16 protein-coding genes and 1 other RNA gene are annotated in these 19,723 nt (G+C 34.9%); 7 read left to right on the top strand and 10 right to left on the bottom strand.

Annotation, left to right across the window (positions count from 1 at the left end; all coding sequences use genetic code 11):
* Positions 1 to 580 precede the first annotated feature (580 nt).
* A complete protein-coding gene (locus KO524_RS05870; protein ID WP_219291641.1) occupies positions 581 to 1,201 on the bottom strand; it encodes an L-threonylcarbamoyladenylate synthase in 621 nt (206 codons plus the stop codon).
* A gap of 28 nt (positions 1,202 to 1,229) precedes the next feature.
* On the bottom strand, positions 1,230 to 3,560 hold the full coding sequence (locus KO524_RS05865; RefSeq protein WP_219291633.1) for an ATP-dependent helicase: 2,331 nt from the start codon (positions 3,558 to 3,560) through the stop codon (positions 1,230 to 1,232).
* Between the two features lie 127 nt (positions 3,561 to 3,687).
* Between KO524_RS05865 and KO524_RS05860 the strand changes: the two genes are divergently transcribed.
* On the top strand, positions 3,688 to 4,215 hold the full coding sequence (locus KO524_RS05860) for a hypothetical protein (RefSeq protein WP_219291630.1): 528 nt from the start codon (positions 3,688 to 3,690) through the stop codon (positions 4,213 to 4,215).
* Positions 4,216 to 4,588: 373 nt separating this feature from the next.
* Here the strand turns inward: KO524_RS05860 and ettA are convergent, their stop codons facing one another.
* Entirely contained in the window at positions 4,589 to 6,277 is a 1,689-nt protein-coding gene (ettA, locus tag KO524_RS05855) for an energy-dependent translational throttle protein EttA (protein ID WP_219291627.1), read from the bottom strand.
* Between the two features lie 422 nt (positions 6,278 to 6,699).
* Between ettA and KO524_RS05850 the strand changes: the two genes are divergently transcribed.
* A complete protein-coding gene (locus tag KO524_RS05850) occupies positions 6,700 to 6,912 on the top strand; it encodes a hypothetical protein (protein ID WP_219291621.1) in 213 nt (70 codons plus the stop codon).
* Positions 6,913 to 6,987: 75 nt separating this feature from the next.
* Here KO524_RS05850 and KO524_RS05845 read toward each other — a convergent pair whose 3' ends face one another.
* Together KO524_RS05845 and holA are read right to left on the bottom strand one after the other, a co-directional pair.
* Entirely contained in the window at positions 6,988 to 7,176 is a 189-nt protein-coding gene (locus KO524_RS05845; RefSeq protein ID WP_219291619.1) for a CAL67264 family membrane protein, read from the bottom strand.
* A gap of 11 nt (positions 7,177 to 7,187) precedes the next feature.
* Entirely contained in the window at positions 7,188 to 8,192 is a 1,005-nt protein-coding gene (gene holA, locus KO524_RS05840; protein ID WP_219291618.1) for a DNA polymerase III subunit delta, read from the bottom strand.
* Positions 8,193 to 8,243: 51 nt separating this feature from the next.
* Between holA and KO524_RS05835 the strand changes: the two genes are divergently transcribed.
* The 3 genes from KO524_RS05835 (at position 8,244) to KO524_RS05825 (ending at position 10,611) form a co-directional block, all read left to right on the top strand.
* The gene (locus KO524_RS05835) at positions 8,244 to 8,696 is read left to right on the top strand and encodes a type I restriction enzyme HsdR N-terminal domain-containing protein (protein WP_219291615.1); all 453 of its coding nucleotides are present in this window, start codon (positions 8,244 to 8,246) and stop codon (positions 8,694 to 8,696) included.
* A 3-nt stretch (positions 8,697 to 8,699) separates the two neighbouring features.
* Positions 8,700 to 9,695 (top strand): glycosyltransferase family 2 protein, encoded by a 996-nt coding sequence (locus tag KO524_RS05830; RefSeq protein ID WP_219291612.1) that lies wholly within the window; start codon positions 8,700 to 8,702, stop codon positions 9,693 to 9,695.
* 79 nt (positions 9,696 to 9,774) lie between these two features.
* Entirely contained in the window at positions 9,775 to 10,611 is an 837-nt protein-coding gene (locus KO524_RS05825; RefSeq protein WP_219291609.1) for an OmpA family protein, read from the top strand.
* A 593-nt stretch (positions 10,612 to 11,204) separates the two neighbouring features.
* Here KO524_RS05825 and KO524_RS05820 read toward each other — a convergent pair.
* The 4 genes from KO524_RS05820 to def form a co-directional block, all read right to left on the bottom strand.
* Positions 11,205 to 13,124, bottom strand: coding sequence for a S8 family serine peptidase (locus KO524_RS05820; RefSeq protein ID WP_219291606.1), 1,920 nt, complete (start codon positions 13,122 to 13,124; stop codon positions 11,205 to 11,207).
* A 188-nt stretch (positions 13,125 to 13,312) separates the two neighbouring features.
* The gene (gene mazG / locus KO524_RS05815) at positions 13,313 to 14,101 is read right to left on the bottom strand and encodes a nucleoside triphosphate pyrophosphohydrolase (RefSeq protein ID WP_219291603.1); all 789 of its coding nucleotides are present in this window, start codon (positions 14,099 to 14,101) and stop codon (positions 13,313 to 13,315) included.
* Between the two features lie 53 nt (positions 14,102 to 14,154).
* Positions 14,155 to 14,595 carry a DUF5606 domain-containing protein gene (locus KO524_RS05810; protein ID WP_219291598.1) on the bottom strand — a complete coding sequence of 147 codons (441 nt, stop codon included), beginning with the start codon at positions 14,593 to 14,595 and terminating at the stop codon, positions 14,155 to 14,157.
* Positions 14,596 to 14,657: 62 nt separating this feature from the next.
* Positions 14,658 to 15,245 (bottom strand): peptide deformylase, encoded by a 588-nt coding sequence (gene def / locus KO524_RS05805; protein ID WP_219291595.1) that lies wholly within the window; start codon positions 15,243 to 15,245, stop codon positions 14,658 to 14,660.
* Positions 15,246 to 15,416: 171 nt separating this feature from the next.
* Here def and KO524_RS05800 point away from each other — a divergent pair, with 171 nt between their 5' ends.
* Positions 15,417 to 17,660 carry an FUSC family membrane protein gene (locus KO524_RS05800; RefSeq protein ID WP_219291592.1) on the top strand — a complete coding sequence of 748 codons (2,244 nt, stop codon included), beginning with the start codon at positions 15,417 to 15,419 and terminating at the stop codon, positions 17,658 to 17,660.
* Positions 17,661 to 17,794: 134 nt separating this feature from the next.
* On the opposite strand, the gene KO524_RS05795 is transcribed toward KO524_RS05800, so the two are convergent.
* Entirely contained in the window at positions 17,795 to 18,994 is a 1,200-nt protein-coding gene (locus KO524_RS05795; protein WP_219291589.1) for an NAD(P)-dependent oxidoreductase, read from the bottom strand.
* Between the two features lie 294 nt (positions 18,995 to 19,288).
* Between KO524_RS05795 and ssrA the strand changes: the two genes are divergently transcribed.
* Positions 19,289 to 19,686, top strand: a transfer-messenger RNA (tmRNA) gene (gene ssrA, locus KO524_RS05790).
* The last annotated feature ends 37 nt before the right edge of the window (positions 19,687 to 19,723 follow it).

Genomic DNA, 19,723 nt, shown 5'->3' with positions numbered 1-19,723 from the left:
GAAATATGTTTAGCTTTAAATATAAACTGATTACAAAAATAACAAACTTCAATGGAAAAGCCTAATATTTTTACTACTTATCTGTTTTTTGAATGTTTCTATTTAGGGAAGTAATCTATTGTTTTGCCATTTTTTTTGCAACCATCTTAGTCGTTTTAATTTCCGTATTCGCAGTTTTATTATGCGCACGAATCAGGGAGTTGTTCCATTGTTGAGGCTAAATTATAATACCAGTGTTTGAAAGTAACCAGATGCCAAGTGAAATGTGCTAAATACCAATCGACTAGATGTAATTTTTTATAAAAAACGTAAAACTTGCTTCCAACATTAGAAAAGTAGTGCCTTGTAAACTTTGGATTTTTTATAGTCGGTTTTTCCGGTATTTAAAATCTGATAAAACCCTATATTCACTATTGATTGTATGGACTAAATCGTGCTAAGAATACCTTAAAACTAATTTTAATGATAAAACAAAGTGACTTAATAGCATGAATTAGGGCTACTTACTAAAAGATGTGCCGATGTGATGGTGAAAGGGTTATTTAACCGTCTCGAGTTGTGAGACGGTTACTTTTATTTTCTAGAAAATATCAATACTTCCTTTACCTTCTCTGATAACTTCGGGTTCAGGACCAGATAAGTCTATAATGGTTGAAGGTTGATTATCTCCAAATCCGCCGTCAATAACTACATCGACGATATTTTGCCATTTTTCAAAGATCAATTCGGGATCGGTGGTATATTCAACTAAGGTATCTTCATCGTAAATGGAAGTCGATACAATGGGATTTCCCAATTGTCGAACCAGTTCCAAAGCGATACTGTTATCGGGAACACGAATACCTACTGTTTTCTTCTTTTTAAACTCCTTAGGTAAATTATTATTACCCGGAAGAATAAAAGTGTATGGACCAGGTAAACTGCGTTTTAGAATTTTAAAAGTGGCTGTTTCTATTTGTTTAACATAATCGGATATATTGCTCAAATCGTGGCAAACAAATGAAAAATTGGCCTTGTCTAACTTAATTCCTTTGATTCGCGCTATTTTTTCCAGTGCTTTAGTATTGGTAATATCGCATCCCAAACCGTAAACAGTATCGGTCGGATAGATCACAAGACCGCCATTTCGCAGCACAGTTACTACCTTTGCAATCTCTTTTGCATTGGGGTTATCGGGATAAATTTTAATAAATTTCGCCATAATATTCCGTGTTTATTCATCCTATAAGTTAACCTAAAATTTGCAATTTTGCAAATCTCAGTAGTAATTTTTTTAGCCCGCCTACATCAAATTTGATTTCTGCCTTTTTATCTGCACCGGCACCTTCTAGGTTTACAATTTGTCCTTTTCCAAAACGTTCGTGCATGACAATTTGCCCAACTTCTAAGCCATAATCTACAGCTGATTTGGCTGAAAGCATTGCGTTAGAAGGCATCGGTTTTAATCTACGAATATTATAATCTACCTTATCTTGCTGTGGTAGATTGCTTGGCGGTGTACCGCTTTCTGGTTTTTGTTGGCGTAATTTCGATTTGTCTACATCGCCAAAAATATCGCTATTAATACGCGATTTGTATCGATAATTCGTTTCTGTAGGGGTTAAATACTCCAAATATTGTGAATCGATTTCTTCAATAAAACGAGATGGCTCACTATCTACCAATTTCCCCCAGCGGTAACGCGATTGGGCATAAGTCAAATAAGCCTGATGTTCGGCACGTGTTAAGGCTACATAAAACAGTCTTCGCTCCTCTTCCAATTCACTACGTGTACTCATACTCATGGCGCTCGGAAATAGGTCTTCTTCCATTCCAACGCAAAAAACGGTAGGGAATTCAAGTCCTTTGGCTAAGTGGATGGTCATTAAGGCCACTCGGTCGTCATCGCCCTTATCGTTATCCAAATCCGTTGCTAAGGCAACATCTTCCATAAACTCACTTAAAGCTCCACGTGCACCATCTACTTCTTTTTGCCCTTCTGTAAAGTCTTTAATACCGTTGAGTAATTCTTCTATGTTTTCCATTTTGGTAATTCCCTCAGGAGTACCATCTTTTTTTAATTCTTGTACCAAACCCGATTTTTTAGCTACGTGATCGGTAAGGAAATAAGCGTCTTGATTTTCATTTAAAATTTGAAAACTCTTAATCATATTGACAAAATCAGTCAATTTATTCTTGGTCCCGGCTGTAATCTTAAGGTCAATCTTATCGATATGTTCCATAATTTCATAAATAGACCGCTTGTAGTGATTGGCAGCAATAGTCAATTTGTCAATAGTAGTATGCCCGATACCTCGTGCAGGGTAATTGATTACACGAACCAAGGCTTCTTCATCTTTTGGGTTGATGACCAAACGCAAATAACTCAATACATCTTTGATTTCTTTACGTTGGTAGAAAGATAGTCCACCATAGATACGGTATGGAATATCGCGTTTCCTCAAGGCATCCTCCATAGCGCGCGATTGGGCATTGGTACGATATAAAATGGCAAAATCACCATTTTTTTGTTGGTTACGCATTTTTTCTTCGAAAATGGTTCCGGCAACAAATCGACCTTCTTCTCCGTCGGTTAACGAACGATGTACTTTTATTTTGGGTCCAAAATCATTAGCAGTCCATACTATTTTCTCTAGTTTGACTTTATTTTTATCGATTATGGTATTTGCAGCTTCCACAATGTTTTTAGACGATCGGTAATTTTGCTCCAAACGATAGGTTTGTACGTTGTCGTAATCCTTTTGAAAGTTTAATATATTATTGATATTCGCACCGCGAAAAGCATAGATACTTTGAGCGTCATCACCCACTACACATATATTCTGAAAACGATCGGATAAGGCCCGAACGATTAAGTACTGTGAATGATTGGTATCTTGGTACTCATCGACCAAGATATATCGAAAACGATCCTGATACTTCATTAACACATCGGGAAAACGCGTCAAGAGTTCGTTGGTTTTCAATAATAAATCGTCAAAGTCCATCGCTCCAGATTTAAAACAACGGTCCACGTAATTTTGGTAAATCTCACCCATACGCGGCTTTTTACTCATGGCATCAGCCTCTTGTAAATCGGCATTGTCGTAATAGGCTTTAACCGTAATCAAACTGTTTTTAAACGAGGATATGCGACTCAATACTTGTTTGGGCTTATATACATCACGATCCAATTGCATCTCTTTAATAATTTGACCGATGAGTCGCAAGCTGTCTTGAGAATCATAAATGGTAAAATTGGAAGGATATCCTAACTTATCAGCTTCTGAACGCAATATTTTAGCAAATACGGAGTGAAAGGTTCCCATCCAAAGATTCTTTGCTTCGGAACTTCCCACTATTTGAGAAATACGCGTTTTCATCTCTCGTGCAGCCTTATTCGTAAAGGTTAGCGAAAGTATATTAAAGGCATCGACTCCTTGGTTCATCAAATAGGCAATGCGCAAAGTCAAAACTCGGGTTTTTCCCGAGCCTGCTCCAGCGATAACAATCATTGGCCCATCTTTCTGTAATACAGGCGCTTGCTGCGCCTCATTCAATTGACTTATATAGTTTTGCATAGTTTCGATCCAAAGGTCAAAAATACTATTCCTAGGTGGTTATAACAAGTTTTTAGTTGTATAAAAAAGTTTTGATAATCTAGTAAAATATTGCTTATTTTGACAGATACTAAAACCGTTTGAATTTATGCAGTTTGATTTTTTAATAGAGACCTTTTCTTATACCTTTCCCGCCATAGTAACTGGAGCTATCGCCTACTTTTATTTCTCTGAATTTGTTAAGCAAAACAACAAGCGAGATGCGATTGCGGTACCGATACAGAATCTGGAAAAAGATAAGTTTAATTTGCGCTTACAAGCTTACGAACGTTTAACGCTGTTTTTAGAACGTAATGACCTTAGAAATTTATTGGTGAGAATCGCTCCAATTTCGATGGAAAAATCGGCTTATGAAACCCTATTGGTACAACATATAGAACAAGAGTTTGAATATAATCTATCTCAACAAATATACATATCCGAAAATCTTTGGAATACCGTTCGAAACAGTAAAAGTAAATTGCTACAGGAAATTCGTACGCAAGCAGCTCTAAGCAGTAATCGCGATGCCAATGATTTACGTCAGGCCTTACTTAAACATTCTTTTAACGATAGCAATCCTATTGCTTCTGCCCTAATTAGTGTTAAGGAAGAAGCCCGTATTTTATTGAGTTAGATGGGCAGTTTACATAGCGGCTATTTAAATAGTTAATTAAACATCCTATCCATGATATAAATAATAATACTAAATACTTTAAGGATTATCACGGCGTAATCATTAAGGGAACGGGGCATTATCCCATGCTGGAAAAACCTCAGGAGTTTAATAGTCTATTAAATACAGTTTTAAAAGAATTGAAGCTTCAACAATAAAAACATTCCTTAGAAATCCGACTACAAGGCGGTCAACGATAAGATTGATTTGTATTAAATTGTTGTGCGTATTTGATTCAAAGGTATTATTCGAGATATTTAATCATAAAAAAAAGAGGTCGTATTTCAAATAACGACCTCTTTTTAGTATAATATAGCGACAGTTGCAATAATAACTATCGAATTAATTTTTTGTATTTAACACGTGTTGGAGCTACATCACCAAAACGTTTTTTACGATTTTCTTCATATTCAGAGAAGGAACCTTCAAAGAAATAAACTTGAGAGTCGTTTTCAAACGCTAATATATGCGTACAAACACGATCTAGGAACCATCTATCGTGAGAAATGATTACCGCACAACCGGCAAAGTTATCCAAACCTTCTTCCAAAGCACGCAACGTATTTACATCTAAGTCGTTGGTAGGCTCATCGAGTAACAAGACGTTTCCTTCTTCTTTTAAGGTCATGGCTAAATGCAAACGGTTACGCTCACCACCGGACAAAGTAGCTACTTTTTTGTTTTGATCAGAACCTGCGAAATTAAAACGGCTTAAATAAGCTCTAGAGTTTACTTGTCTTCCTCCCATCATGATCAATTCCTGACCGTCACAGAAGTTCTCCCAGATGGTTTTTTCTGGATCAATATTGCTATGCGATTGATCTACATAAGCAATTTTAACCGTTTCTCCGATGTCAAAAGAACCGGAATCGGGAGTTTGTTCGTTCATGATCATTCTGAAAATAGTTGATTTACCAGCACCGTTGGGTCCGATAATACCAACAATTCCCGCTTGTGGTAAAGTGAAGTTTAAATCTTCGTACAATAATTTATCTCCAAAAGCTTTAGATACGTGTTTGGCTTCAATAACTTGAGTTCCCAAACGAGGACCATTTGGAATGTATATTTCCAGATTCTCTTCTAAAGATTTTTGATCTTCATTTAACAATTTGTCGTAATTCTGTAAACGCGCTTTTTGCTTGGTTTGACGTCCTTTAGCACCTTGGCGTACCCAATCCAATTCGCGTTCTAAGTTTTTCCTACGTTTAGAAGCTATTTTTTCTTCTTGTCTTAAACGGGTTGATTTTTGATCTAACCAAGAACTGTAATTTCCTTTCCATGGAATTCCTTCCCCACGGTCTAGTTCTAAAATCCAACCTGCAACATTATCCAAAAAGTATCTATCATGCGTTACGGCAATAACAGTACCTGGATATTGTTGTAAATGTTGTTCTAACCACAATACCGATTCGGCATCTAAGTGGTTGGTAGGCTCATCTAGTAACAAAACATCGGGTTGTTGTAATAACAATCGACATAGCGCCACACGTCTGCGCTCCCCACCTGATAATATATTAATTGGCGTATCTGGCTCTGGTGTTCTTAAGGCATCCATTGCAATTTCCAATTTGGTTTCCAATTCCCATCCTCCAGCAGCGTCGATCTTATCTTGTAAAACCGCCTGTTGGTCCATTAATTTTTGCATTTTATCTGCATCTTCATAAACCTCTGGAAGTCCAAACATATCGTTGATTTTATTGAACTCTTCCAATACAGCTACAATTTCTGCCGCACCTTCCTTTACGATTTCAATAACGGTCTTGGTTTCATCTAAAATAGGCTCTTGTTCTAAATAACCCACCGTATATCCCGGTGCAAAAACTACATCTCCTTGATAATTTTTATCAACTCCTGCAATAATTTTAAGCAAAGAGGATTTTCCTGAACCGTTAAGTCCTAAAATACCAATCTTAGCTCCGTAGAAAAAGCTTAAGTAAATATCTTTCAACACTTGTTTATTGGTCGAAGAATAAGTTTTACTCAGCTTCGACATTGAAAAAATAACTTTTTTATCGTCTGACATACAATGTTTTATTAGTTTTTATGTGTTTTTTTAAAATGGTTTTTTATTCGCTTTTCTAAAAAATCAAAATTAGCACATTATTTGCGATAAAAGAAATTTAAAGTTCTATTCTAAGTAGGTATACCGCAATTCGTTTGCGAATAGGATCATCCCGTTGGGGCTTTTACTAATAGTTGATTTTTAATACAATCACATCAGAGGAAATAAAGCCTTATACATTGATTTTTTAAGCATAAAAAAATCAAGCCAGATTTCGGTTTTGAGGATAAAAAAAACGTTAGAGTGGCCTTAAATTGGGCATTGTCAAACTAATTATGAAAGATGTGCCCTGGGAACATACTGGTTTTCAGTGGTTAAAAAAATTGCCAAGCCTCTTTAACTAAAGTAGGCTTTTTTTAATTAAATTAGTGAAAAATATACCTATGGAATTTAATATAAAATTAATCAGTGCCAATATTATTGTCGTTGATAAATCCAATGTGCACTTGAAAAATACGGACGGAACTGAAATGGTGATGCATATTGGTGATGTAGTGACAAATGCCGTGTGGGCAGAACATGGAAAACTTTTGGTTACCTTGGAAAACGGTACCATAAGATTGTATCACAATCAACTGGAGTACGATATGATATAAATGTTGTAAATCATTAAAAACACAAAAGATTGGAAATACACCAATCTTTTGTGTTATATTCCTACTAGATTGGGTTTACACCCTTCCTTTTAAGGCGCTAAATACCCAAGCGTTTGCAAAGAAACCAACACCCACAGCAACAAATCCCCATCCAGAAACTTCATTGTAAATAAAGGCTCCCAAGGCAATTAAAATTATTCCCATCGCTATCATAATTAGCGTTGCCCATCCCAAGATTTTGTTTTTATTCCAGTTTTTACTCATGCTAATCTTGATTAATTAAAAATTTTGGCTAACATTTCCTTTAGTAAGTCTCCTTGTGGTAAAGCACTAGCCCCTACTCCTTTGTTTTTTAAATCGATGTCTTTAAGGATCGAAATGATTTGACTCACTTTTCGCATCGGATAATTTTTAAATCCGATTTCATAATCCTTTAAGCCATATTGGCTGATTTTAAGGTTTTTAACTACATTAGCAGGTGATTTGTCTTTAAGTCCATGATATAACAACAATTTGGAAAAATACGAATAAACCAGTCCTAATGTCAAAACCAACGGGTTATTTTTGCTGTTTTGAGCAAAATAGTGTGCGATTTTATAAGCTTTTAGTTGATCTCGGTCAACAATGGCCTTTATCATTTCAAAATTATTGAAATCTTTGCTAATACCTATATTGTGTTCTACGACTTCGGCTGTGATTGCGCTCCCTTTGGGTAAAATAATCGTCAGTTTATCGAGTTCATTCGCTATTTTACTTAAATCGGTACCTAAAAATTCAACCAACATAGCTGATGCTTTAGGCTCTATCGTATATCCTTTACCTGAAATAACTCGTTTTAACCAAGCCTCAATTTGATATTCTCTCAATTTTTTACTTTCGTAGAGAACCCCTTTTTTTTGAATGTTTTTGTAAACTTTTTTACGTTTATCAAGGGTTTTGTATTTATAACAAAAAACCAATACGGTTGTCGGTTGTAAATGCTCTAAATAATCGTCGAGTTGATCGATGGTTCGGATTAATTCTTGCGCTTCCTTGACAATAATGACTTGGCGTTCGGCCATCAACGGAAAGCGTTTGGCATTCGATATAATCTCTTGCATGCTAACGTCTCTACCGTAAAGAACCATTTGATTAAAACTCTTTTCCTCTTCGGTCAAAATATTCTTTTCTATAAATTCAGATAATTTATCGATATAATACGGTTCTTCACCCATTAAAAAATAAACGGGTGCAATAGTTCCTGCTTTGATATCTTTTGTAATTTGTATTACCTGATCCAAAATATTTTTTGTTTAATTGTTCTTTGTCATTAGAAAAAATATCTTTGTCTTATGCAAAAATTAAATTTTCCTTCATTTGAATTTCGCTTCAAAAATACTAAAAATAAGCTAGCTATTTTTGATATCATTCGGAAAAAATTTATTCAGTTAACCCCTGAAGAATGGGTCCGTCAACACGTGGTACACGATTTGATTTACAATAAAAATTACCCTGAACAATTGATAAATGTTGAAAAAGTCATTAAAATTAATGATTTAATAAAACGTTACGATGTGGTTGTGTTTAAGCCTAATGGGACTATACTTTTATTGATAGAATGCAAGGCACCACAAATTAAAATAAGCCAAAACACCTTTGATCAGATTGCTCGATATAATTTGTTGTTGCAAGCCGATTTACTATATATAACCAACGGATTGAATCACTATTATTGTCAAATGGATTTTGAATTGGAGCAATATCACTTTTTGCCAGAACTGCCTTTATACATTTTAAAACCATAAATAATGTCAAAAATCGCTATTGTCATATTAAATTGGAATGGAAAAAAATTATTAGAAGAATTTCTACCGTCCGTTGTGAAATATTCTCAATCTGCAACGGTTTATTTAGCCGATAATGCCTCTACAGACGATTCTATATCCTATGTGTTAAATCATTTTCCAACGGTTAAGATTATACGGAACAACGACAACTACGGTTATGCTCAGGGTTATAATATAGCGCTAAAAGAGTTAGAAGAACCCTATTTTGCCTTAGTGAACTCCGATGTTGAAGTAACTACAAACTGGTTAGTTCCCATTGTAGAACTCTTTGAAAAAGAAACAGCTGTTTCGATTATTCAACCAAAAATTTTGGATTATAAGGACAAGTCAAAATTTGAGTATGCTGGTGCTGCTGGAGGTTTTATCGATTCTTATGGGTTTCCTTATTGCCGAGGCAGGGTGTTTAACAGTATTGAAGTGGATCACGGGCAATACGATGATATAGTACCAATATTTTGGGCATCTGGTGCTTGCTTTTTTATTCGTAAAAGCACTTTTGAAGATTTAAATGGCTTTGATGTCGATTTCTTTGCACATCAAGAAGAAATTGATTTGTGTTGGCGGGCAAAAAATGCGGGTCATCAAATCCTATATTGCGGAACATCCACCATCTACCACGTTGGCGGAGCGACTTTAGATTATCAAAATTCTCGTAAAACATATCTCAATTTCCGAAACTCCTTATATATGTTACTTAAGAATTTGCCTTCAAAGCATTTGTTTGGCACTATTTTTATTCGTCTGTGTTTGGACGGTTTAGCCGGTTTTAAATTTCTATTTGAAGGAAAACCGAAGCACTGTTTCGCCATTGTGCAGGCGCATTTCGGCTTCTATTATAAAGCAGCACATTTTTATAAAAAAAGAACAACCAAACAACTGCTCTCCTATTATGATTGTAAAAGCGTTGCCAAGCAGTATTTCCTAAGAAATAAGAAAAAATATGATGAAATAATTTAACACTTGTTTAGTGCTAATTAATTTTAATATTAGCACAATTTTTGATAGATTAGCCATATATAACAAATCATTTTACATTATGAAGAAAATCATTTTAGGATTGTCTATTTTGGCAATTTCTTTGAGCTCTTGTGGCTCTCAAAAGAAAATAGCTGCATTAGAAAGTAAAAACAAAGAGATTCAAGATTTATTAAACACTTGTACAATAAAATTAAACACTTGTTTAACAGAAAAAGAATCTTTGAAAACGTATGCAGAAAAGATGAAAGTTGATAATGAAAAGTTATTTAACACTATGGATAACTTAACTTCTTTATCATCGAAAGGAGCGCAAAACCTAGAGAAATCTTTGGAAAGTATGAAAGAAAAGGATTTGAGAATTTCGCGTTTACAAGATGCTGTAAGTAAGAAAGACTCCATCACCCTAGCTTTGGTTACCAGTCTAAAAAGAGAAGTTGGTTTCAATGATCCAGATATCGAAGTTAATGTTGAAAAAGGAGTTGTATTTATTTCAATTGCTGATAAATTGCTATTTAAAAGCGGAAGTTATGTAGTTAGCGACCGTGCTAAAGAAGTTTTGGCAAAAGTAGCTAAAGTGGTAAACAGTAAACCGGATTTCGAATGTATGGTTGAAGGTCACACTGATAATGTGCCTATTAAAAACAACATGATGGAAGACAACTGGGATTTGAGTGTTAAAAGAGCTACTTCTATCACAAGAATACTTCAAAATGACTTAGGTGTTAAACCAGAGCAATTGATTGCTGCAGGAAGAAGTTACTATGTTCCATTAGTATCTAATGATACACCTGAAAACAGACAAAAGAACAGAAGAACAAGAATCATCATCATGCCTAGAATTGATCAATTCTATGATATGATTGAAAAAGAAATGAAAATTTTAGCTAAAGGATAATTTTTTTCTTTTCAAAATAAAAAAAAAGACCGTTTCGACGGTCTTTTTTTATACCAAAAAATCACTATAATTATTATTTAGACTTTAATGCTGTTCAGCTTTTTGCTCCCCCTGTTTATAATTACAAATTAATCGTTGTATCTGTTGATGAATATAGTGCTTGCTGTTATGTAGAAAGACTAGTTCAAAAGCAGCACTCATTTACAATTGTCAATAACGTTGATTTTAGGGTGTTTTAAGCAGTATTGAGAAACTTATCTATATTGGTATATCATGATCCTATTACTTAATAAAATGTACACATAAATAAGGATTGAAAGCGAAGGAATCTATATTTATAAAGATTTAGAGACAATGCTTTTGTAATTCGTCAAATCAGCTCGGAACTTCGATAGCCAAAAGAAGAAACAACATGCAACTGTAGTGGATATCTTGAATTTTTCAGTATACGACATAATCAAACCGTCTTTGTCTTTTTTAGCAGTGTCTAACTGTTAAACGCATTGGCGTATATAAAAGAACTGAGGTAGCATTTTAAACAAAAAAGGGTTGAGAAAATTTCCCAACCCTTATAATATGGTGTGACAGAACGTTTATTTAATCAATATCTTTTTGGTAAGGAGTCCCTTAGCATTCTTAAACTTCAAAATATATACACCTGTTGACAAATTCTGTAATGGAATTTGTAGTGTTGAGGATGTAGCATCCGTATTATTGATGTTTAATAATTGTTTTCCCGTAATGTCAAACAACGAAACGTTAGCGTTTACTAAGTGTTCATTTGTACCTTCAATATTTATAAAATCTCTTGCCGGATTAGGCCAAATTTTTAAATCATTTTCAAGTACAGTATTTGTTTCTATAGATAAAGTTCCTGTCACAGGACTGATAACCATAGAAAAATCTTGCTTTCCACTAGATAAATTTCCCTTGTGACTTACTACAATTCTATAGGTACCTGCTTGAGCATTTGGAATTTCGATTTTCTCAATATTATCCACATCATTATCGCCTTTTATAGCGCGTAAATCATTAAAGTTTTTATTGAGTTTCCAAGGCATAAATACCTCGTTATCTTTGTAAATTCTCAAATCTAAATCATTGTTTAGAGCTGGAGATGGATCATCTAAGTAAGCAGCATAATTATTATCTGCTCTAGGACTGTCAGTCCATGCTATAGTAGCGGCAAATGCGCTTCCAGAACTAGTAACTACAAATTCCTTTTCAAAGCTTGCACCTTGATTTAAGGTTTGTTCTCCTATAAATGCTTCAGTAGATTTGCTGGATCTAATGACTTCAATACCGCGGGCAGCGTTGATTAGTCCCCATCCAAATTTGTGGTCAGGTCCCGGGTCTGTACCTGCCTCGTCAGCAGTTTGCGCCATTAAGGCACGAAGGGTAGCCGATCTATAAGCTACATTGTTTTTTTGGATAGCGTATTGTTGCCATAAAATCAATACTCCAGCTATAGCAGGTGCGGCCATCGAAGTACCACTTGCTACACTATAGTCTGTATCGGATTCAGAGTCGGTTGATAGTACTTGAACACCTTTGGCTGAGATATCCGGTTTTATTCTAAAATCATCTGTAGGTCCGAAATTACTAAAAGACGACATCACCACTTGATTTGCTGAAGTGTAATTATTGACTTGCCCTACTGCTGCAACTACAATGGCATTTTTAGATAATGTGGCTCCTAATAACAAATCATTCCCTCTTTTAGTTGGGTTTAATCTATTGAAACTATCACGATCGTTACCAGCAGCAACAACAGGTTGATAAAATGGCGCATTTGCAGTCAGGATATCAAAACTATAACTAGTATAGTCGTAAGAACCAAAATCAGCTACACGACCATTCCAATTTTCAGGACTCGTATCCACTCCATAAGAGTGATTAGAAACCAATAAACCTTCTGCGGCTTGTTGCGTCATTTCCCGAATATCACTTCGCCAATCGTTAGACCAAATGGTTGCTTCAGGAGCCATACCTTTTGACTGCGCGTTTCTGCCAGAGGATGCAATGGTACCCGTAACGTGAGTACCGTGTGATTCTACTCGAGTAGAACGATCCTTAACGATTACCCTACCGTTTAAATCAACATGAGTTCGCAAAGCAATACCGCCATCCCATACTCCAACAATCATTTCCTTACCCGTTAAATCTAAATTTAAATCGGTTTTTATATTGTCAACGCGAGCGGTCTTTCTAGATCCAGCATTTTTTGTGCTATAATAAACGATATTCCCGTCGGCATTGACTTCTTTTACTTCAAAAAAATCACCCTCTTTATTATAGCCATTAATTGGAAGTCCTTTAGATTTAGCTACTTCAACGGCATTATTATAAGCTTTTTCGGAATGAATTCCACTGGCAATTGCCAATTTCTCTAAATTTTCAATTTGAGAATTCTTAATGATATTCTCTCTTACTTTTACATTTTGAGCATGGAGTTGGTTGGTCAATGCAAATGAAGTAAAAACAAAAAAGGCATATTGTAATTTTATTTTCATCGTATAATTTTAAACTAGGGTTTAAAAATAGGACTTTTTTTTTAAAAAAAATTTTTGTCTTTTTTAAATATGTGATAATTATTCACTGTATTTCGGTTAAATAAGCATAAAAATTTTGTATATAAATTATATATTTTTAAATATGGCCTATATATAAAACCCAATAGAGTTAAAAAAAATCTAACTCACTATTTTTTAGTTTTATTAAAATTTTTAGCTTCATTCCAATACAGATCCATTTCTTCTAAATTCATAGCTGTAATGGATTTTCCCAAATCAACTGCTTTTTGTTCTATATATTGAAAACGGCTTATAAATTTTTTATTGGTTCGTTCGAGCGCTGTTTCTGGATTGATTTTTAGAAAGCGCGCATAATTGATAAGTGAAAATAAAACATCTCCAAATTCCTCTTCCATCCGTTCGGTTTGCTGTAGGTTGACTTCTTGCTCGAATTCATCTAACTCTTCTTTTACTTTATTCCAAACATCGGCTCTGTGTTCCCAATCAAAACCAACACCTTGAACTTTTTCTTGAATTCGACTTGCTTTAACAAGAGCAGGTAAACTTTTTGGTACGCCACCTAAGACGGATTTATTACCCTCTTCCAATTTTAGTTTTTCCCAGTTTTGCTTAACCTCTTCAGAACTAGTAAGCTTTACATCTCCATAGATATGTGGGTGTCTAGAAATCAATTTTTCACAAATACTGTTTGCGACGTCAGCAATGTCAAAAGCATTGGTTTCACTTCCTATTTTTGCATAGAATACCAAGTGTAATAAAACATCTCCGAGTTCCTTTTTTACTTCCTCTAAGTCGTTATCCAAAATAGCATCACCCAATTCATATACTTCTTCTATGGTCAGATGACGCAAAGTTTCCATGCTTTGCTTTTGATCCCACGGACACTTTTCACGTAAGTCGTCCATAATGTTTAAAAGCCGTTCAATAGCTTTTAACTGCACTGCTCTATTATTCATATTTTAGCCGTTTTATGATACAAAAAATCCCGTTAAAACGGGATTTAAAAATTTTATTTCTCAACGCTTTCCGCAACCGGTGTTTCGACCGTCGCTAAAGCACCAAAAGCCTCTTCGGTAATCACTCCTCTATTTTGAAGTATGTTATACCAGTTTAAAACTTTTTTGATATCTGAAATGTAAACGCGTTCTTCGTCGTATTGAGGAAGGATTTCTCTAAAGTAGCTAGTTAAAATAGCTTGATCTTCTTTATGAGAAACGGCCGCTTTAAAATTTTCTTTCTGTGCAATAGATTTAAATACAACAAATAATTTTACTTCATCATCATAGGTATACATTGATATTTCAGAGAGTAAACTTACATTGTGTTTTAATCCAATAGTACTTCTTTTTCCGTCCACTAGAGACTCCGCAACAAAACCTGTACGCGTTTGTACTTTTAATTCATACAATCCTGGTTTTCCTGAAATGGCTAATATTCTATCTAAACTCATTTTTTGAAATTATTTTAATTTTAAAGTCACAAATATCTTAATTTGTAATTAATATGCAAACTCTATCTGCTTTTTTTAGACGCAAACTTCATTTTATAATTGGGAACTATCTTTCCTTCAAATATATTTTGTAAACGGCGAGAATTTAATCTTTTCTTTAAACTGGAAATTTTATCCGTAAATAAGATTCCTTCGATATGATCGTACTCATGTTGAATAACACGTGCAGCTAATCCTCCGATTTGTTCTACCTGTTTATTAAAATGTTCATCGTAATATTCTATAGTAACCAATTCCTTTCTATATACATCTTCATTAACATCTGGAATACTTAAGCAACCTTCGTTAAAAGCCCACTCTTCTCCCTCTTCTGCAATAATTTTTGCATTGATAAAGGCTTTTTTGTACGTAGATAAAAATAAAGCTTCTGTTTCCGATACGTCATCATTATCAGCGAACGGAGCGCAATCTACTACAAATAATCGAATTGCCAAACCTATTTGAGGCGCAGCCAATCCTACACCGTTTGCACGATGCATGGTTTCAAACATATTCTCAACTAGTTCAGCTAATTGTGGATAATCTGGGCTAATGTTTTCACCTATTTTTCTCAATACAGGATCTCCATAACCCACAATTGGTAATATCATAATTGTTTTCTTTAATTTTTATTCACGCTTAAAATACTAAGCAAACACAAAATTAATCAAAAAAACAGAAATAATTATTACAATATACAAATTTTGGTATTTATTTTGCACTATATTGCCTAGACAATCTTTACCCTTTAAAATAATTTTAAAACTACCTACGGAATAGTTATGTTTAAAAAAGCACGAAAATTCACAGATAATTCACACCTTACCGATTCTTTAAAAATTACTATTTCTTCGATTATTCCCTTTTTAGTTTTGATGCCGTATAAGGAATTTACCCTAGCCTTTACGATTGCTATGGGGGCCTTATTGACAGCGCCAGTGGATATACCTAGTAATCTTAAACACAAAGTAGTAGGCTTACTCGTAGGTGCCTTATTGATACCTACCCTCACCTTGGTATTGTGTACGGTTGTGGGAACCGTTTTGTTTTATCCTGTTTTTTTATCGATTATATTCGCACTATGTATGATTTCCGTTTATGGGCACCGTGCAAATATGTTGTCTTTTACAGGACTCTTAGCTGTTAGTTTGGCTTTTGTGCATCCGTATCAAGGTAAAGATTTATTAATCCATTGTTCGATGTTATTGCTCGGTGGTATGTTGTATTTGGTTGTTACACTACTGTTTAATTTGATTCGTCCGAGACGTTATGCTGCCTTGCAAACCTCCGAATGCATGGACTTGACCTCTGATTACTTAAAATTACGTGCCGAACTGTGGACAAAAGGTGCAAACCGGGATAAAATTATAGAGGAACAGCTCAGTATACAAGTTAAACTAAACGAGGTTCATGAAAATCTTCGAGAGTATTTAGTACGGAACAAAGCCAATACCGGCAACTCCTCTTACAATCGTAAAATGTTAGTGGCTTTTACAGCTTTAGTCGATATCCAGGAAATTGCCTTATCAACGGCTTTCGATCACAAGAGATTATACCAGCTTTTTGAAAACCATATCGATATCATCGAAGATTATAAAAATTTGGCTATTCAATTTGCTACAACCATTTCGAATATTTCCCTTTCTCTTAATGTTGGTAAAAAATATACAGCAGTAACTTCATTAAGTGACGACTTAAAAAAAATTAGTGATAAACTCTATCAATTTCAGAAGACCAATCAATCGGATTCGACCTCCGAAGCGGTGATTATGTTTTCAAACGTTATTCATTATGCCAACAAACAGATTGAAAAAATCAAGGTTCTAGAACGCGTATTAACCAATACAGTGACCGAAAATGACTTAAAGGGGAAACATAAAGATCTAGAGAAATTTTTGACTCCCCAACATTACCGTTGGGATACACTTAAGGAAAACATGAACTTTTCCTCAACCATTTTTCGTCATGCCTTGAGATTGACATTGACTATTTTTGTCGGATTTATGATTGGACAAGTCTTTAATCTATTAAATGCTTATTGGATTCTATTGACCATAGTCGTGATTATGCGTCCGGGATTCGGGCTCACAAAGCAACGCTCCTTTGAACGGGTAATCGGTACTGTAGCAGGTGGTTTAGTGGCCTTTGCCTTATTAGCCTTTATCGACAATACGCCCGTTTTAGCGGTTTTAACCATATTTACTATGATTATTGGATATTGGTTCTCACATACGGATTATAAGGTTGGTGTCACTTTTATCACCATTTATGTAGTATTAATTTACGGTATCTTAACACCGAATTTTATGGATTTACTCACCTATAGAGTTATTGATACCTTTATAGGTGCGCTGCTGGCATTTGGTGCAAATTATTTGTTATGGCCTTCATGGGAGTTTTTAAACATCAATATCCACTTGACCAAATCTATTAAAGCCAATCGCGATTACTTAAAAGAAATCTCCATTTTTTACAACGAGAAAGGGGAAGTTACCTTGCCGTATCGCTTGACTAGAAAGTATGCTTTTATTGAAATTGGAAATTTAATGTCGTCGTTTCAGCGTATGATTCAAGAGCCAAAGTCCAAACAAAAATACCGTTCGGAATTGTATGAATTAGCCGTTTTAAACCATACCCTACTTTCTTCTGCTGCTTCTATAGGAACTTATATACAATCGCATAAGACAACAGAAGCTTCTAAAGCTTTTAATGTGGTTATGGATACGATTGTCAAAAATCTAAACAGCACTATTGAAGTGCTACAAGACTCGCAGAAGGAGCGCAAAATTTGGACATCCGACGAACAAAAAGAGTTTGAAATTAGTTTCTCTTACTTAAAGGATATACGTGAAAAGGAATTAAAACTAGCTATAGACGATGATGAGGATATCAAAATTAAGATGGAGGAATCCCAATTGGTTATTGAACAATTAATTTGGTTAACCAGCTTGTCTGAACAGATTTTAAAAGTGGCCAAGAAATTAGCTTATAAAAAGAACATTAAAAAAACAGCTTTGGCTGCTTAAATAAAAAATGGCTGTCTCAATACTGAAACAGCCATTTTTTTTAAAGAAATAGTAATCCGATTGGCCTGTATTTCTTAGCCCCACTCTTTGGTGGTCAAACTAATCCACGTGATTTCCGTTTATAGAATGTAGAATTACTCCGCTAGAAAATCTTCTAAATATTTAAATCGTTCGGTCAGTTTACCGTTTGCTGTTACACAAGCTCTTTGAAAAACGCCATCTTTATCATTGTTAAAGAAAGCGGGCATAACTTGATCAATAAAAGTTTCTCCAAATCCCTCACTAGCATCCTTAGGTAATTCACATGGTAGATTATCCACTGCCATTACCACCACTGCTGCTGGATGCTCAATACTAACCTCTTTATTTTCTCTTGGGTAATAACCATAGATTGGATCTGCAATGGTAGAGGCTCTTAAAGTTGAATCGATAGGACCTGCTACGTCACAAGAAATATCAGCAACCACTTTAATTTGATTATGCGCTCCATTTAACATCTCTTTGGTTAGAATTTTAGGGCTTCCAGTTTTGTAAAAATGCCCTGCTATAAAGATATCTGCTTCGCGAGTAAAACGCTCAAAATTGGAATCATACAATTCTGGGTTTTTATAGAAATCGGCTTTTGAAGCTTCAGTACCGTCAATCCTTTTGTAATAGTCCATGACGTCAATTTGAGTATAAACAGGAACATCAAATGTCTTGTTTAAAAAATCATCTATAGAAACGGGTTTCATTTTCATTCCATCTAAGATTTCCTTTGCGCCCATTCCCACTTTACCATGTCCGGTTAAAACAACTTTTACAGGGGGTAAATACGGACGATTAAGGCGACTGATCAAATCCTCGGTGTGTAGTAATACCTCTGCTTTGACTAAGTTGAACAATTCAAATTTAATTCCAAAAGCTCTAAAAGCGTTATAAGCTCCAACTATACCGGCATAGCGGCCAAAACCGATCAAACGTTTGTCATTTTCATCAACAAGGGTTTCATGATCAATTAATCGAATGTTTTTATCTAAACAAGCTTGTAATAAAGCCCTATTGTAACTTTGTTTTTTTATAGTATGCGAAAAGAAAAAATAGGTTTTGTTTGGAATAAGTGCATCAATGGGAACTTCCTTTACGCCTAAGAGTACATCACAATCGGATAAATCGTCACTTACTTCAAACCCCAAATCCCTATATTCTTGATCTGAAAATACACGGATGTCCGAAGTCTCAACGACAAATTCTACTTCTGGAAAACGCTTTACCACTTCAACCAACTCAGAAGGACTAAATACAACTCGTCTATCTGGTGGGCTCTTTCTCTCTTTTATAAGTCCAAATTTCATAAATAAATTCTAAGGCTGTTAATTGTACAATTTTTCAAAATTAAGCTTAATTAATTCTTTTGCAAAACAAAATGACAAATTCATTTTTTCACGGCAAAAGAATTAAATATAATTTAGTGAAGGCCGCATTTTAACCCGATCTATTTCAAGCTTCTGACTGTAATCCTTATGAAAATGAAGATTTTTTTAGTATATTTAAGTTGGAAATGATTGCAAAAACAGCCGGGCTTTCGTTTTTTTAATTTATATTTGCCGTTCGTTGTTATATAAAATTCTGTATAACAACTGATACTTGGGGTCGATTGGCTTTGACAGCAAGTGGAATTAGATTGTAAGCATGTCGAGCGCTGAAAAACAGCTCGTAAATATCATTTTTCAAACTTTTCAAACGGCGAAAATAATTACGCTTTAGCTGCTTAATCTGAATTATAGTAAGATTTGCCTAGTTCTCACCAGGTGAGAAAGCTAGATTCTCCAAAAAAGCCTTGGTTTGTGGCGTTTTAATTAGGAGAACCGTAAAAATAAACCTAGGGAACCTTTAGTCTCGACGGGTTTCTGACAACTAAGAGAATAAGCGACAGGTGGCCGTTCCTAGCCAAGCTTGTTGACGAAAAACTAAGAAGGAACTAAACATGTAGAAAGCTTTTTGATTGCTTGTTTGGACCCGAGTTCGATTCTCGGCGACTCCACAAATAAAAAACCGCAAATCCTTAAAAGGGTTCTAGCGGT

Source organism: Flavobacterium sp. NKUCC04_CG, from assembly GCF_019345525.1.
GTDB lineage: Bacteria > Bacteroidota > Bacteroidia > Flavobacteriales > Flavobacteriaceae > Flavobacterium.
Note: the sequence above shows the minus strand (reverse complement) of the source record. Positions and strands in the feature narration are given on the sequence as shown.